At 68.0% G+C, this 12,959-nt stretch carries 16 protein-coding genes; 6 read left to right on the top strand and 10 right to left on the bottom strand.

Features of this window, described 5'->3' with window-relative positions:
- The 3 genes from ACE3P6_RS13665 to ACE3P6_RS13655 all read right to left on the bottom strand — a co-directional run.
- A partial coding sequence (locus ACE3P6_RS13665; RefSeq protein ID WP_374395956.1) for an HAD family hydrolase occupies positions 1–365 on the bottom strand: 365 nt, incomplete at its 3' end.
- The gene (rsmD, locus tag ACE3P6_RS13660) at positions 362–922 is read right to left on the bottom strand and encodes a 16S rRNA (guanine(966)-N(2))-methyltransferase RsmD (RefSeq protein ID WP_374395954.1); all 561 of its coding nucleotides are present in this window, start codon (positions 920–922) and stop codon (positions 362–364) included. The genes ACE3P6_RS13665 and rsmD, both read right to left, overlap by 4 nt.
- On the bottom strand, positions 919–2,121 hold the full coding sequence (locus tag ACE3P6_RS13655) for an NAD(P)/FAD-dependent oxidoreductase (RefSeq protein WP_374395952.1): 1,203 nt from the start codon (positions 2,119–2,121) through the stop codon (positions 919–921). The genes rsmD and ACE3P6_RS13655 overlap by 4 nt, the downstream gene beginning before the upstream one ends.
- 89 nt (positions 2,122–2,210) lie before the next feature.
- Between ACE3P6_RS13655 and ACE3P6_RS13650 the strand changes: the two genes are divergently transcribed.
- Positions 2,211–2,696 carry a peroxiredoxin gene (locus ACE3P6_RS13650; RefSeq protein WP_374395950.1) on the top strand — a complete coding sequence of 162 codons (486 nt, stop codon included), beginning with the start codon at positions 2,211–2,213 and terminating at the stop codon, positions 2,694–2,696.
- An 83-nt stretch (positions 2,697–2,779) separates the two neighbouring features.
- Here ACE3P6_RS13650 and ACE3P6_RS13645 read toward each other — a convergent pair whose 3' ends face one another.
- The 4 genes from ACE3P6_RS13645 to ACE3P6_RS13630 form a co-directional block, all read right to left on the bottom strand.
- On the bottom strand, positions 2,780–3,139 hold the full coding sequence (locus ACE3P6_RS13645; protein ID WP_374395947.1) for a hypothetical protein: 360 nt from the start codon (positions 3,137–3,139) through the stop codon (positions 2,780–2,782).
- Between the two features lie 8 nt (positions 3,140–3,147).
- Positions 3,148–3,921 (bottom strand): DUF6478 family protein, encoded by a 774-nt coding sequence (locus ACE3P6_RS13640; protein WP_374395945.1) that lies wholly within the window; start codon positions 3,919–3,921, stop codon positions 3,148–3,150.
- A gap of 5 nt (positions 3,922–3,926) precedes the next feature.
- Positions 3,927–5,660, bottom strand: a complete 1,734-nt coding sequence (gene ilvD / locus ACE3P6_RS13635; RefSeq protein WP_374395943.1) for a dihydroxy-acid dehydratase — start codon at positions 5,658–5,660, stop codon at positions 3,927–3,929.
- Positions 5,661–5,738: 78 nt separating this feature from the next.
- Positions 5,739–6,737: a zinc-ribbon domain-containing protein gene (locus ACE3P6_RS13630; RefSeq protein WP_374395941.1), complete on the bottom strand. Its 999-nt coding sequence runs from the start codon at positions 6,735–6,737 to the stop codon at positions 5,739–5,741.
- Between the two features lie 178 nt (positions 6,738–6,915).
- Here ACE3P6_RS13630 and ACE3P6_RS13625 point away from each other — a divergent pair, with 178 nt between their 5' ends.
- Genes ACE3P6_RS13625 through ACE3P6_RS13610 form a run of 4 tightly spaced genes read left to right on the top strand, consistent with a single transcriptional unit; the run spans position 6,916 to position 9,525 of the window.
- Complete coding sequence (locus ACE3P6_RS13625) at positions 6,916–7,587, top strand: cell division ATP-binding protein FtsE (protein ID WP_374395940.1); 672 nt, start codon at positions 6,916–6,918, stop codon at positions 7,585–7,587.
- Entirely contained in the window at positions 7,584–8,480 is an 897-nt protein-coding gene (locus ACE3P6_RS13620) for a cell division protein FtsX (RefSeq protein WP_374395938.1), read from the top strand. Before ACE3P6_RS13625 ends, ACE3P6_RS13620 begins: the two co-directional genes overlap by 4 nt.
- A complete protein-coding gene (locus ACE3P6_RS13615) occupies positions 8,477–9,202 on the top strand; it encodes a lysophospholipid acyltransferase family protein (protein ID WP_374395936.1) in 726 nt (241 codons plus the stop codon). The genes ACE3P6_RS13620 and ACE3P6_RS13615 overlap by 4 nt, the downstream gene beginning before the upstream one ends.
- Positions 9,202–9,525 (top strand): TfoX/Sxy family protein, encoded by a 324-nt coding sequence (locus tag ACE3P6_RS13610; RefSeq protein WP_374395934.1) that lies wholly within the window; start codon positions 9,202–9,204, stop codon positions 9,523–9,525. Before ACE3P6_RS13615 ends, ACE3P6_RS13610 begins: the two co-directional genes overlap by 1 nt.
- Before the next feature lie 194 nt (positions 9,526–9,719).
- On the opposite strand, the gene ACE3P6_RS13605 is transcribed toward ACE3P6_RS13610, so the two are convergent.
- Together ACE3P6_RS13605 and ACE3P6_RS13600 are read right to left on the bottom strand one after the other, a co-directional pair.
- Entirely contained in the window at positions 9,720–10,217 is a 498-nt protein-coding gene (locus tag ACE3P6_RS13605; protein ID WP_374395932.1) for a hypothetical protein, read from the bottom strand.
- A complete protein-coding gene (locus ACE3P6_RS13600) occupies positions 10,214–11,173 on the bottom strand; it encodes an acetyl-CoA carboxylase carboxyltransferase subunit alpha (protein WP_374395930.1) in 960 nt (319 codons plus the stop codon). The genes ACE3P6_RS13605 and ACE3P6_RS13600 overlap by 4 nt, the downstream gene beginning before the upstream one ends.
- 111 nt (positions 11,174–11,284) lie before the next feature.
- Between ACE3P6_RS13600 and ACE3P6_RS13595 the strand changes: the two genes are divergently transcribed.
- On the top strand, positions 11,285–12,124 hold the full coding sequence (locus tag ACE3P6_RS13595) for a GyrI-like domain-containing protein (RefSeq protein WP_374395928.1): 840 nt from the start codon (positions 11,285–11,287) through the stop codon (positions 12,122–12,124).
- On the opposite strand, the gene ACE3P6_RS13590 is transcribed toward ACE3P6_RS13595, so the two are convergent.
- The gene (locus tag ACE3P6_RS13590; protein WP_374395926.1) at positions 12,121–12,888 is read right to left on the bottom strand and encodes a FadR/GntR family transcriptional regulator; all 768 of its coding nucleotides are present in this window, start codon (positions 12,886–12,888) and stop codon (positions 12,121–12,123) included. The genes ACE3P6_RS13595 and ACE3P6_RS13590 overlap by 4 nt on opposite strands.
- Between the last annotated feature and the right edge of the window lie 71 nt (positions 12,889–12,959).

The raw sequence follows: 12,959 nt of genomic DNA, 5'->3' as shown, positions 1-12,959 counted from the left end.
TGGCCAAGGGTGATCCGCATCTTCTCCAGCGACCCGTTCGACCCCATCGCATAGGGAATGCCCGCGCGGTCCAGCCGGTCCAGCACAGCCAATATCCCCGGCACCAGCGGCACCCCGGCGGCCAGCATCGCATACATCCGCTCGTAGAAATCCGCGACCCAGCCCTCCGGCAACCTCGCCCCCGCTTCCCGCGCCCGCTGGCCCACCAGCTCGACGGTGCCGCCAAGGAAATTCGCCTCGAACTCCTCAAGGCTCAGCGGCAGGCCGTAGCGCGCAAGATCTTGCAGGAACAGCGCAAAGGTTGGGCCTTCGCTGTCCACGACGACCCCGTCGCAGTCGAACAGCACGGCTTCGGGGCGGATCATTCGGGGGCTTTCAGCAGGGTCACGATGGTATCGCCATATTTCCGCTGGTCGGTCAGCGCAAACCCTTCCGGCACCGGCGGGGCGCTTCCTTCTTCCCAGACCACCATCGCCCCGGAAGCCAGCCATCCGCCCTTCAGCGCCGCCGCCAGCGCGGTCTCCCCCAAACCTTTCCCGTAAGGCGGATCGAGGAACACCAGCCCGTAGCCCCCGCCCGGATTCGGCCCCAGCCGCCGCACATCCTGCCGCAGGACCTGCGTCTCGCCCTCGGCCCGCATCTTCGCGACATTCGCCCGGATCAGCGCGAGGGCCTTCGCGCCATCGTCCACGAAGGTCGCCTCCGAAGCCCCCCGGCTCAAGCTTTCCAGCCCCAGCGCCCCCGTGCCGGCGAACAGGTCCAGTACCCGCGCCCCGGCGACCGGGTTGCCGTGAGCGTTGATCAAGAGGTTGAAGATCGCCTCGCGCACCCGGTCCGAGGTCGGGCGCAGATGCGCCGCGGCGTCGCCCTCGCCCACATCGGCCAGCTTCAGGCCCCGGCGCGCGCCGCCGATGATCCTCATCCCTTCAGCAGGGACTTCAGGTCCGCCGCTGTCTCGATCACCTCGGGCGCGGGGGACTTGCCCATCTCGATCAACCGCTTGCCGACCATGTAGGCGCGGCTGTCGTTCATCGCATCCACCGCCAGCAGATCCGGCCCCCGGTAATACCAGAAGCTCGCCACATCCCCCTCGCCCCTGCGGGTCACGATCCGGTCATAGCCGATGTTCAGCCCCGCGATCTGCAGTTTCAGGTCGTATTGGTCCGACCAGAACCACGGCTTCGCCTGATAGGCCTCCGCAGCCCCCAGGATGTTCGCCGCCACCGCCTCGGCCTGGTCGATGGCATTGCCCACCGATTCCAGCCGGATGCGCCCGCCCCGCCACGGGAACGAAGCGCAATCCCCCGCCGACCAGATCGCCGGGTCCGAGGTCCGGCCCAGCTCATCGGTGGCGATGCCGTTGTCGATCTCCAGCCCGGCCTCGTCGGCCAGATGGGTGTTGGGCGTGATCCCCACACCGACGATCACGAAATCCGCCGGCAGCACCCGCCCGTCCTTCAGCGCCGCCCCCTCCACCCGGTCATCACCGACCAGCCGGTCCAGCCCCGTCGACTCCAGCACCTTCACCCCATGCGCCCGGTGCAGCGCGCGGACATAGTCCGACGTCTCGGGCGAGGCCACCCGTTGCAGGATGCGCGGTGCCATTTCCAGCACCGTCACGTCGAGGCCCAGCTTGGCCGCCACCGCAGCCGCCTCCAGCCCGATATAGCCGCCGCCGACGATGATCACCCGGCGGCCAGGGCAGAACTCGGCCCGCATCGCATCCACGTCCGCCAGCGTCCGCACGGTGTAGACCCCCTCCAGCGACCCGCCAATCGCCGCAGGCAAGCGGCGCGGGGTCGATCCCGTGGTCAGCGCCAGATGATCATAGGCCAGCGCCTCGCCGCCCACGGTCACCGTCTTGGCGGTCGGGTCGATGGCCGTCACCCCTTGGCCCAGCCGCAACTCCACCCCGTTCTCCGCCCAGAACTCCGGCGCGCGCAGCCAGAGCCGGTCTTCCTCCATCTCGCCCAGCAGGTAGGCCTTCGACAGCGGCGGACGCTGGTAGGGCGGCGCGGGCTCGTCGCCCAGCATCACGATCTCGCCCGCATGCCCCAAGGCCCGCAGCTTCGCGGCCAGCGCCGCACCCGCCTGCCCGGCCCCGACGATCACCACCCGCATCGCGCATCCCCCTCTGGCATGTTCCGCGTGGGACCCTATAACCCAAGCGGATGGCTGCGCAACGCGGCAAAGCTAAGGGAAACGCATCAATGACGATCGAAGTTGGCACACATCTGCCCGAGGCGACACTTCTGCGGGTGGGACCCGAGGGGGTCGAAGGCATCTCGATTGCGGACCGGCTGAAGGGCCGCAAGGTGGTGATCTTCGGGCTGCCCGGCGCCTATACCAGCACCTGCTCCACCGCCCATGTCCCCAGCTTCATGCGCACCGCCAAGGCCTTCGCCGACAAAGGCGTGGACGAGATCATTTGCGTCTCGGTCAACGACCCCTTCGTGATGAAGGCCTGGGGCGAGGCGACCGGGGCCACTGCCGCCGGGATCACCATGCTGGGCGATGCCGATGCCAGTTTCACCAAGGCCATCGGCATGGCGTTCGACGCCCCTGCTTCCGGCTTCTTCGCCCGCTCCAGGCGCTATGCGCTGCTGGCGGAAAATGGCACCGTCACCCGGTTCAACCCGGAAACCGGCCGGGGCTGCGAAATTTCCGGGGGTGAACACCTGCTGGCGCAACTCTGACGAAGGCTCGTCGTCGCCTTCGGCGCTCCGCGCTGGGGAAGCCCTGCCGAGGAGAAGACGAAGTCGCACGACGAGGCCCGGGTTCATCCCTCCCGCACATGCCGCTGGAAGGCGCGCTTCAGCAGGTCCAGCTCGGCCCGCAACAGGCTCAGTTCGGCGCGGAGGTCCTGGTCCGGCGGCTGACCCGCGACCAGCGAGAACCGCGCCAGCGCCGCCCCGCCCGACTGGACAAGAAAACTCTGCACCCCGTCGTTCAACGCCCAGGCCGGGATCGGCACCCGCACCGTGAAGCTGCCCGCCGTGCCGGTCACGGGATGAACCTCGACCCCCTCGACCGCCCGGCCCTCGTGCAGCACCTCGATCCCCGGAGCGGTCACGGCTCCGGTCAGGACGCCCTCCCAGACACCCCCTGCGATGCGGCCCTGCTCGATCTTCAGACCCATCTCTTCCCCTACAACTCGGCGCGCGGGCGGCGACTGACCACCAGATCGCGGATCACGATCCGGGACATGCCCGCATCGTTCAGGATCAGGTCCAGCCAGGCGCGCTCGATCCGCCGGTCGTTCAGCCCGGCATAGGCCAGGTCGAACTCCGCCACCTTGTTGCGCCCCGCGTCGGGCAGGTTGCTCACCGGCTGCGCCAGGTTCGGCCCGTGCTTGATGTTCAACCGGGCGAAGGCACGACAAGGCCGGTCGGACTCGACGATCAACTCGGCCCGCACCAGGTGCCGCGCCTTCAACCCCTCGACCGCCGCCTCGGGCAGGTTCAGCGCCAGCGACAGGAAGCTGCCCTTGAACCCGAAGATGTCGATGGCAAGGCCGTAAGGCGCGCGATCCTCGGGCCGGTCGTTCCTGACCTGCCGCACCACCACTTCGCCCAGCGGGCAATCGTGGTACAGCGCCACGCCCTCGCCCAGCGCCGTCCGCTCGCCCAAGGCCACCGCGCCGGGGTCCGCCAGCGCGCCGCGCCAGAGGTCGGGGCGCCAGGTCCAGTCGGTTCCGGGCGGCATCTGCGGCAGGCCTGCCGCCTGCGAGGGCACCGCCAGCCGCGCATCCGCCGCCTGCAGCACCCGGTCAAGCTGCCGCCGCATCCCCCGCGCCTCGGACCGCAAGGCGCGCAACTCGTGGCTTTCCAGTCCCGGCGCCGCCTCGGCCAGCCGCGCCCAGCGTTCTTCGGTCCGGCGTTGATGCCAGCCCTCGATACCCCGGGCGATGCGACCGGCCATCCGGCTTACTGGTCCATGTAGACGTGGCTTTCGGCCTTCGCCCCCGGATGCGTGACTGCGCCCCAGCGCGCACCACCCACCAGCTTGGCGAACTTGTGCACCGCGCCGGAGGTATACTGCGTCTTGCGCGGGCCTTTCCATTCGGCCTTGCGCTTCGCCAGTTCCTCATCGCTGAGGGCCACCGAAAGCTCGCCGGTCAGCGCGTTCAGGCTGATGATGTCGCCGTTCTTGAGAAGCGCAATCGGCCCGCCATGCGCCGCTTCCGGCCCGACATGGCCGACGCAGAAGCCCCGCGTCGCGCCGCTGAACCGCCCGTCGGTGATCAGCGCCACCTTCTTGCCCATGCCCTGACCTGACAGCGCCGCCGTGGTCGCCAGCATCTCGCGCATCCCCGGCCCGCCCGCCGGGCCCTCGTTGCGGATGACGATGACCTCGCCCTCCTTGTAGCCGCGGCTCTTCACCGCCTCGAAGGCGTCTTCCTCGCATTCGAAGACCCGCGCGGGACCGCTGAACACCTGCTCGGCCTCGGTCATCCCCGCGACCTTCACGATGGCCCCGTCGGGCGCAAGGTTGCCGCGCAGCGAGACCACGCCCCCGGTCTTGGTGATGGGCGAGCCGATGTGGTAGATCACCGTTCCATCCGCCTCGCCGCGGATCTCGTCCAGCGATTCACCCAGAGTCTTGCCCGAGGCGGTGATGCAGTCGAGGTGCAGCAGCCCTTCCTTCGCCAGTTCCTTCATCACCACGGCCACGCCGCCCACCTCGTGCAGGTCCTTGGCGACATATTTTCCGCCCGGCCGCAGGTCGACGAAATAGGGCGTGTCCTTCATGATCTTCGCCACGTCGAAGAGGTCGAAGTCGATCCCCGCCTCGTTCGCCAGCGCCGGCAGGTGCAAGGCGGCGTTGGTCGACCCGCCAGTGCAGCCCACCACCCGCGCCGCGTTCTCCAGCGCCTTCCGCGTCACGATGTCCCGCGCGCGGATGTTCTTCTCGATCAGGTGCATCACGGCCACGCCCGAAGCCTCGCCATACTGGTCGCGGGACTCATAGGGCGCGGGCGCGCTGGAGGAATTCAAGAGAGCCAGCCCGATGGCTTCCGACACGCAGGCCATCGTGTTCGCAGTGTACTGCGCTCCGCAGGCCCCCGAGGACGGGCAGGCGACCTTCTCCATGATCTCCAGCTCGGCCTCCGACAGGACCCCGGCCTGGTTCTTGCCCACCGCCTCGAACATGTCCTGCACGGTGATGTCCTGGCCGTTGTAGCGGCCCGGCAGGATCGACCCGCCATAGATGAAGACAGACGGCACGTTCAGCCGCACCATCGCCATCATCATCCCCGGCAGCGACTTGTCGCAGCCCGCCAGCCCGACGATCGCGTCATAGCAATGCCCGCGCATCGTCAGTTCCACCGTATCGGCGATGGCATCGCGCGACGCCAGCGAGGACCGCATCCCCTCGTGCCCCATCGCGATCCCGTCGGTCACGGTGATCGTGGTGAACTCGCGCGGGGTGCCGCCGCCCTTCTTGACGCCCTGCTTCACGATCTGCGCCTGCCGGTTCAGCGCGATGTTGCACGGCGCCGCCTCGTTCCAGCAGGTCGCCACGCCCACCCAGGGCTGGTGGATCTCTTCTTCCGTGATCCCCATCGCGTAGAAATAGCTGCGGTGCGGGGCGCGCGCCGGGCCCTCGGTGACATGGCGGCTGGGAAGCTTCGACTTGTCGAAACGCTGGTTGGTCATGGCGGCTCCTTGCGGGGAAATGGCTTGGCCGCAAGGGATAAAGGCCCGCCCGGTCAGGGGCAAGCCGATTTGGAACCGTCAGTCGCCGTTGATCGCCACCGTGGCACTTTGCATCAGCCCGTCCAGGTGCAGCCGCAGGCTGTCGACGAAGCCGACATAGGCCTTCAGCGGACCGGCCAGCGCGGGCACCGCCTGCGACAGCGAATCCGCCGCGCCATAGATCGCCGAGCCCAGGATCGCGACCGTCAGCACCAGCAGGAAGCCGCTGCGGAAGCTGCTCCGTCCCTCGGCAGCCACCGGCGCCGCGCCTGCCGCCGTCTCGGCTTCCGCCGACTCCGCCGGGCGCAGGGTCGAGTTGATCTCTTCCACGTCGGGCAACCGGGTGCGCCGGTTCGCCAGCCTGTCGTCGGTCTCGGCATCGACTACCGCCGCGACCACCTCGACCGGCTTCCGCGTCTCGGGGATCGCCGACTCGATGCCAAGGTCGGTCTGGGTTTCCAGCGGCTTCGCCACCTCGGCGCGGCGCGCCTGGGCTTCGCGTTCGGCCTCCTCGCGCAGGATGGCAAGCACGGAATCGTCCACCGCATAGGCCGCAGGCACCGCCCCGGCCGCAACGACCGAGGCCTCTGCCTCGGCCTCCTGCACCGCCTCCGCCGTCTCGCTCACCGATACCTCGGAGACTGCGGCTTCGGCAGCGGCCATAGTCTCGGCAGCGGGCTCTTCCGCCTCGGCGACCGCAGCGGCTACCTCGTCCACCACCGGCTCCGCGACCGCTGGCTCCGGCTCCACCACTGGCTCCGGTTCCGCTTCGACCACCACTTCCGCCACCGGTTCGATCACCGGCTCGATCACCGGCTCCGGCTCGGGTGCTGCTTCCGGAACCGGCTCCGGCGGGGCCACAGGCGGGGCAATTGGCGGCACGACCGGCGTCACCACCGGTTCCGCTCCCCCCGCGCGCGGCCGCATCTGGAACCAGGCATGGCCGCAGTTCGCGCATTGCACGTCGCGCCCGGTTTCCGGGATCGCGTCCTCCGGGACCTCGTATTTCGCCTCACAATTCGGGCAAACCAAACGCATCTTCGTCCCTCAACGCCTGTTTTCCGGCTGCTCCGTCAAAGTTGTAGTCCCTAATTCCAGTCGTTCCAAGGGTTTGTCGCGTGCCCTTGTGCAATCGTTTCGCCCTGTGCGATGGAAAGCGCAGTGGCGGCAGCACCATGCAGACCGAACCGCCACACCGGGGCAGCGGGGGAACAGCGTGATCAGCTTCGAAAACGTGGCCTACAGCTATGGCGGGGGCGAGCTTCTGTCGGATGTCTCGCTCAAGCTGGCGCCAGGGTCGTTCCATTTCCTCACCGGGCCATCGGGTGCGGGGAAATCCACCTTCCTCAAACTCGCCTATGCCGAGTTGCGCCCCACCTCGGGCCGCGTCACCTTGTTCGACAACGATGTCACCAAGCTGTCGCGCGACGACGTGGCCCGCACCCGCCGCCGGATCGGCATCGTGCATCAGGACTGCAAGTTCCTCGACCACATGACGCTGGCCGCCAACATGGCGCTGCCCTTCACCGTCTCCGACCGCGAAAGCAGCGCACAGGACATGGACGACCTCCTCGGCTGGGTCGGCCTGAAACACCTGGCCGATGCGCTGCCCCCGCAGATGTCGGGCGGCGAACGCCAACGCGCCGCGCTCGCCCGCGCCGTGATCGTCGACCCCGACGTGATCCTGGCCGACGAACCCACCGGCAACGTCGACTGGGAAATGTCCTTGCGCATCCTCACCCTGCTGGTCGAGCTGAACAAGATGGGCAAGACCATCCTCGTCGCCACCCACGACCTGAACCTGATCCGCCAGGCCAAGGCGCAGATCCAGGCCCGCGTGCTGCGCATCGCCAGGCACCGGGTCCAGCTTGCGGGGGCCGACCTGTGAAGCTGCCCAGCGCCAAGCCCGCCTCCCCCGCCACCCGCGCGCTGGAGGTTGTCCCCCCCTCCGGCCCCACCGCCTGGCTCACCACCTTCACCGCGGGAGCGATGACCTTCCTCTGCGTCTTCGCCCTCGCCCTCTCCCTCGCCTCCGGCCGCCTCGCCACCCGCTGGTCCGAGGCGCTGGCGAAAACGGCGACCATCCGCCTCTCCGCCCCCGCCGAACAGGTGCAGATCCAGACCGACGCGATCCTCGCCACGCTTGCCGTCACGCCGGGCATCGCCAGCTACCGGCAGATCGACGACGCCGAGACGAAGAAGCTTCTCGAACCCTGGTTCGGCCCCGGCCTGCCGGTCGAGGCCCTCCCGATCCCCCGGCTGATCGAGGTGGTCGAGGCCGACCCGCCCTATGACGCCGAAGGCCTGAAACAGCGCCTCACCGCCGAGGCCCCTGGCGCAGTCTTGGACGACCACACCCGCTGGCGCCGCCCGCTGGCCGAGGCCGCCAGCCGCATCCGCCTGCTGGGCGTCCTCTCCATCGTGCTGATCGGGGCGACTATGGCGGCGATGATCACCCTTGCCGCCCGCGCCGCGCTGGCGACCAATGCCGAGGTGATCCGCGTCCTGCGCCTTGTCGGCGCCAAGGACAGCTACATCGCCCGCGCCTTCGTCCGCCGCTTCACGCTCCGCACCCTGACCGGGGCCGCCGTCGGTGCCGCCGCCGGGCTGGTCGGCGTCGCCGCCCTTCCCGCCGCCGATGCTGCCGGGGGGTTCCTCACCGGGCTGGGGTTTTCCGGCACCGGCTGGCTCTGGCCCTTTGCCCTTCCCCCCCTCGCTGCTATCGTGGCCTTCCTCGCCACCCGCCGCGCCGCCTTCCAGAAACTGCGAGAGCTGACATGACCCCGATCCGCTGGCTGCTCTCGTTGCTCTTCATCATCCAGATGTATCTGGCGATGGCCGTCATCGCCGTGGTCTTCGCCCCCTGGGCGCTGGTCTCTCGCCACGGCGCGCGGGTCGCCTGCAAGACCTTCTGCCGCTGGACGATCTTTTCTCTCCGCCTCCTCACCGGCCTGAAATCCGAGGTCCGCGGCACGCCCCCCAGCGGCGAGGCGCTGATCGCCGCCAAGCATCAAAGTTTCCTCGACATCATCCTGATCTTCAACGCCGTCCCGGCGGGCAAGTTCATCATGAAGCGCGAGCTGATGTTCACCCCCTTCCTCGGCCAGTATGCGCTGCGGATCGGCTGCGTCCCGGTGGATCGCGGCAAGCGCGGCGCAGCCATCGCCCGGATGAAGGCCGACGTGGCGGCCGGCGCGGCGGAGCCGGGGCAACTGATCATCTACCCGCAGGGCACCCGCGTCGCGCCCGGCGACAAGAAGCCCTACAAGGTCGGCACCGGGCTTCTCTACGAACAACTTGCCCAGCCCTGCCATCCGGTCGCCACCAATGTCGGGGTGTTCTGGCCCAAGCGCGGCATCCTGCGGAAGCCAGGCCTTGCGGTGGTGGAATTCCTGCCCCCCATCGCCCCCGGCCTGCCCGTGCCCGAGTTCATGGCGCAACTGGAGACGCAGGTTGAAGTCCGCTCTAACAGCCTGATGGCCGAAGCCGGGTTCAAGGCCTGATGGGCACCCGGGCCGAGACCATCGCCCATCTGCTCGACGCGTTGGACGCCCTGCCGCTTGCCGCGCGGAAGATGTTCGGCGAATACGCCTTCTACCTCGACGGCAAGGTGGTTGCGCTCATCTGCGACGACCAGCTGTTCCTGAAACCCACCGCCGGGGCTCTGGCGGCACTCCCCGATTGTCCGACCGGCCACCCCTATCCCGGCGCGAAACTGCATCTGCTTGTCACCGACGCGCTGGACGATCCTGCTCCGGTGATCGCCGCCCTGCGCGCCATTGCCGCCGACCTTCCCGCGCCGAAGCCGAAGAAGCCGAAGGCCTGATCTCCCCAAGCTTCGGGCTGTGCAGGGAAAGCTCGTCGTCGACTTCATCCTCCTCGCGGGCCACTCCGACGCGAAGAGGAAGTCGCGGCGCAGGAGGGTTCTACGTGACGACGGGAAAAGTTTCCAAATCCTTAACGAAAATTCTCAAGCATTTGATCTAATATGATTTTCTGAATCTGTCCACAGTGGACATCTCAGCTCATCGGGCAGTCCGCCACTTCAAGGTCCAGCGCCAGCGTCGAGGTCGGCCCGTATCCCGCCCCCGAAACGTCGATATAAAGCGCCCCGGTTTCGGCCCAGACCTCCACCCCCTGCATCGTCGTCCCCGCCGGGTCGATTGCAACCTTGTCGAAGAGGGCACAATCCGTCTCGAACCGCAGGACGTAGCCGTTGAACTTCGCCTCGTAGAACCGGCCGATCCCCTTCGGATAGCTCAGCTCGATCCGCGTCGGCCCGATTTCCACATCCACCGGCACCACGTCCAGCCCGGCGGTGAACCCCTCCGGCCCCAGCCCGAACTCGGTTCCCGCCCCCACCGTCACCGTCCGCCCCCGCGCGACCAGGAGCGGGGCCTCGCGGTCGTCCCAGGTTTCCACGGTGAAGGTGACAAGCCGCCCCTCCAGCGTCCCGGCATGGACCGGGGCCGCCAGCGCCACCGCCAGGACCAGGGCAACCCCGGCGCGAGGGATCAAGCCGCCAGCCCCTTCGATCCCATGTCGAGGAACTTCTGCCGCCGGTCCTTGACCAGCGCCTCCGGCTTCTTGCCCGCCAATTCGCCCAGCATCGCCTCGATCGCCTTGCCGACCGCCTCGACCGCCTCTTTCGGCGCGCGCTGCGCCCCGCCAAGGGGCTCCTTCACGATCCGGTCGATGATCCCCAGCTTCTGCAGGTCCTGCGCCGTCAGCCGCAGCGCCTCGGCCGCCTCGCGCATCTTTTCGGCGTCCTTCCACAGGATCGAGGCGCAGCCTTCCGGGCTGATCACCGAATAGATCGAATGCTCCAGCATCGCGACCCGGTTCGCCGTCGCGAAGGCCACCGCCCCGCCGGACCCGCCCTCGCCGATCACCACCGAAATCAGCGGCACCCCGATGGCCAGGCACTTCTCGGTCGACCGGGCGATGGCCTCTGCTTGCCCACGCTCCTCCGCCCCCTTGCCGGGATAGGCCCCGGCGGTGTCGATCAGGGTGATCACCGGCAGGCGGAAGCGGTCGGCCATGTCCATCAGCCGGATCGCCTTGCGGTAGCCCTCGGGCCGGGCCATGCCGAAGTTGCGCTGGATGCGGGTCTTGGTGTCGTTGCCCTTCTCGTGCCCGATCACCATCACCGGCTGGTCGTTGAAGCGGGCAAGGCCGCCCATCACCGCGTGATCGTCGGCAAAGGCGCGGTCGCCCGCCAGCGCGGTGTATTCGGTGAAGAGCTGGTCGATGTAGTCCTGGCAATGCGGCCGGTCGGGGTGACGGGCCACCTGGCATTTCTGCCACGCGGTCAGGTTCTTGTAGAGATCGCGCAGCGCCTGATCCGCCTTGCGGTCCAGCGCCTCGGCCTCTTTCGACATGTCGACGCCGCCGCCGGTCTTCGCCATCGCGCGAAGCTCTTCCGCCTTGCCTTCGATGTCGGCGAGGGGTTTTTCGAATTCGAGGTATTGCATGGCGCTTCCTTTGCGGGACCGCCTCTATATGCCTTCGGGCCGGGCCTGATGCAACTCGGCAAGATTTGTGCGGCGGGGACGTGCAAGGGTGACCGGGTGAAGGGAGGCGACATGACCAATGCAAACGAGAAGCGGCTGTTGCGGGTCCTGGACCATATCCACGACAACCCCGCCGGGGACCTGTCGCTGGACGCCCTGTCCGACATCGCGGCGATGAGCCGGTTCCACTGGCACCGCGTCTTCCGCGCCATGACCGGCGAGACGCTGGCCCAGGCCGTGCGGCGGATCAGGATGCAGCGGGCGTCATACCTGCTGGCGATGACGGAAGACCCCCTTCCGGCCATTGCCGCCGCAGTCGGGATGGAGAACGTACAGAGCTTCAACCGCTGCTTCACGGAAGCCTTCCTGATGTCGCCTGCCGCCTTCCGAAAACGGGGCGAGTTGCGCCCCTTCGTCCGCCATTTCCCGCCAAGGAGAAGTCCCATGCATCCCGTCACCATCCGCACTGAAGCGCCGATCCGGCTGGCCGCCCTGCCGCACAGGGGCGCCTATTTCGAAATCTCGCGCGCCTTCCAGACGCTCTCCGCCGTCATGGCCAGCCGCGACCTGTCCCGGTCCGCGGGCAGCATGATCGGCGTCTTTTACGACGACCCGCAATCGGTGGCCGAACCCGACCTGCGCAGCCAGGCCGGGTTCGAGATCAAGGGCTCTGTCGACTTGTCCTCACCGCTGGAAGAGGTCACGCTGCCGGGCGGGCGGCAGGCCGTGCTGACCTACAAGGGCCCCTATGCCGGGCTGCCCGCCGCCTATGACGAGCTGTTCGGTGTCTGGCTACCGCAGTCGGGCGAGGAACCGGCAGACAGCCCGTCCTTCGAGGTCTACCTCAACACGCCGATGGACACCGCGCCGGAAGACCTGATCACCGAATTGCACCTGCCGCTGAAAGGCTAGCGGCTCGCCTCCTGTTCCAGCCGCTGCCGGGCGATGGATTCGTGCTTTTCGGCGCGCATCTGGTCGTGGAAGGCCTGTTCCACATAGGCCAGATGCGCCGCCACTGCCGCCCGCGCCGCGCCCGGGTCACGCGCCTGGATGCCCGCGTTGATCGCCCGGTGCTGGTCCAGCAGCTGATCCCGCGTCATGCGGTTTCTGAACATGGTCTGCCGGTTGTAGAACACGCCCTGCCGCAGCAGTTCGAACATCGAGCGCAGCATGTGCAGCATGATGACGTTGTGGCTCGCCTCGATGATCGCCATGTGGAACTCGGCGTCCAGCTGCGCCTCGTCGGAGGGGTCGCGCTTCTGGTGCGACAGCTCCATCTTGCCGAAGATGGTATCGATCAGCTTCAGGTCGGTCTCGGAGCCGAAGGTCGCGGCGCGTTCCGCTGCAAGCCCCTCCATGTCGCGGCGGAAGCTGATGTAGTCGATGACCGCTTCGTCATGGGTGGAGAAAAGCTGCGTCAATGCTGGCGAAAAGGCCGACCCCAGCACTTCGGCCACGAAGACACCCGATCCGGCCCGGCTGACCAGAAGGCCGCGCTCGGCAAGGTCGGCGATGGCATCGCGCAGCGAAGGGCGCGAGACGCCCAGCTTTTCCGCCAGATCGCGCTCGGAGGGAAGCCGTTCGCCCGGACGCAAGATGCCGCGCAGGATAAGCTGTTCGATCTGGCGGACGACCGAATCTGACAGCTTCTCGGGCGTGACTTTCAGGAACGGCATTGCGGACCCCGGCTATTGGTCTGGAAATATGACCGATCGGGCAGGGATCACAATGAAAAAGGGCCAGCCGA

It is taken from the genome of Tabrizicola sp., assembly GCF_041911175.1.
In the GTDB taxonomy this organism is placed as follows: domain Bacteria; phylum Pseudomonadota; class Alphaproteobacteria; order Rhodobacterales; family Rhodobacteraceae; genus Tabrizicola.
The sequence above is the reverse complement of the archived record's forward strand: the minus strand, read 5'-3'. Positions and strand labels throughout refer to the sequence as shown.

What these genes read in the sequence shown, in the direction of transcription:
- rsmD (WP_374395954.1), bottom strand. Translation starts at nt 922, where the DNA reads ATGAGGATCATCGGCGGCGCGCGCCGGGGCCTGAAGCTGGCCGATGTG.
- ACE3P6_RS13655 (WP_374395952.1), bottom strand. Translation starts at nt 2,121, where the DNA reads ATGCGGGTGGTGATCGTCGGGGCCGGGCAGGCGGGTGCGGCGCTGGCC.
- ACE3P6_RS13650 (WP_374395950.1), top strand. Translation starts at nt 2,211, where the DNA reads ATGACGATCGAAGTTGGCACACATCTGCCCGAGGCGACACTTCTGCGG.
- ACE3P6_RS13645 (WP_374395947.1), bottom strand. Translation starts at nt 3,139, where the DNA reads ATGGGTCTGAAGATCGAGCAGGGCCGCATCGCAGGGGGTGTCTGGGAG.
- ACE3P6_RS13640 (WP_374395945.1), bottom strand. Translation starts at nt 3,921, where the DNA reads ATGGCCGGTCGCATCGCCCGGGGTATCGAGGGCTGGCATCAACGCCGG.
- ilvD (WP_374395943.1), bottom strand. Translation starts at nt 5,660, where the DNA reads ATGACCAACCAGCGTTTCGACAAGTCGAAGCTTCCCAGCCGCCATGTC.
- ACE3P6_RS13630 (WP_374395941.1), bottom strand. Translation starts at nt 6,737, where the DNA reads ATGCGTTTGGTTTGCCCGAATTGTGAGGCGAAATACGAGGTCCCGGAG.
- ACE3P6_RS13615 (WP_374395936.1), top strand. Translation starts at nt 8,477, where the DNA reads ATGACCCCGATCCGCTGGCTGCTCTCGTTGCTCTTCATCATCCAGATG.
- ACE3P6_RS13610 (WP_374395934.1), top strand. Translation starts at nt 9,202, where the DNA reads ATGGGCACCCGGGCCGAGACCATCGCCCATCTGCTCGACGCGTTGGAC.
- ACE3P6_RS13600 (WP_374395930.1), bottom strand. Translation starts at nt 11,173, where the DNA reads ATGCAATACCTCGAATTCGAAAAACCCCTCGCCGACATCGAAGGCAAG.
- ACE3P6_RS13595 (WP_374395928.1), top strand. Translation starts at nt 11,285, where the DNA reads ATGACCAATGCAAACGAGAAGCGGCTGTTGCGGGTCCTGGACCATATC.
- ACE3P6_RS13590 (WP_374395926.1), bottom strand. Translation starts at nt 12,888, where the DNA reads ATGCCGTTCCTGAAAGTCACGCCCGAGAAGCTGTCAGATTCGGTCGTC.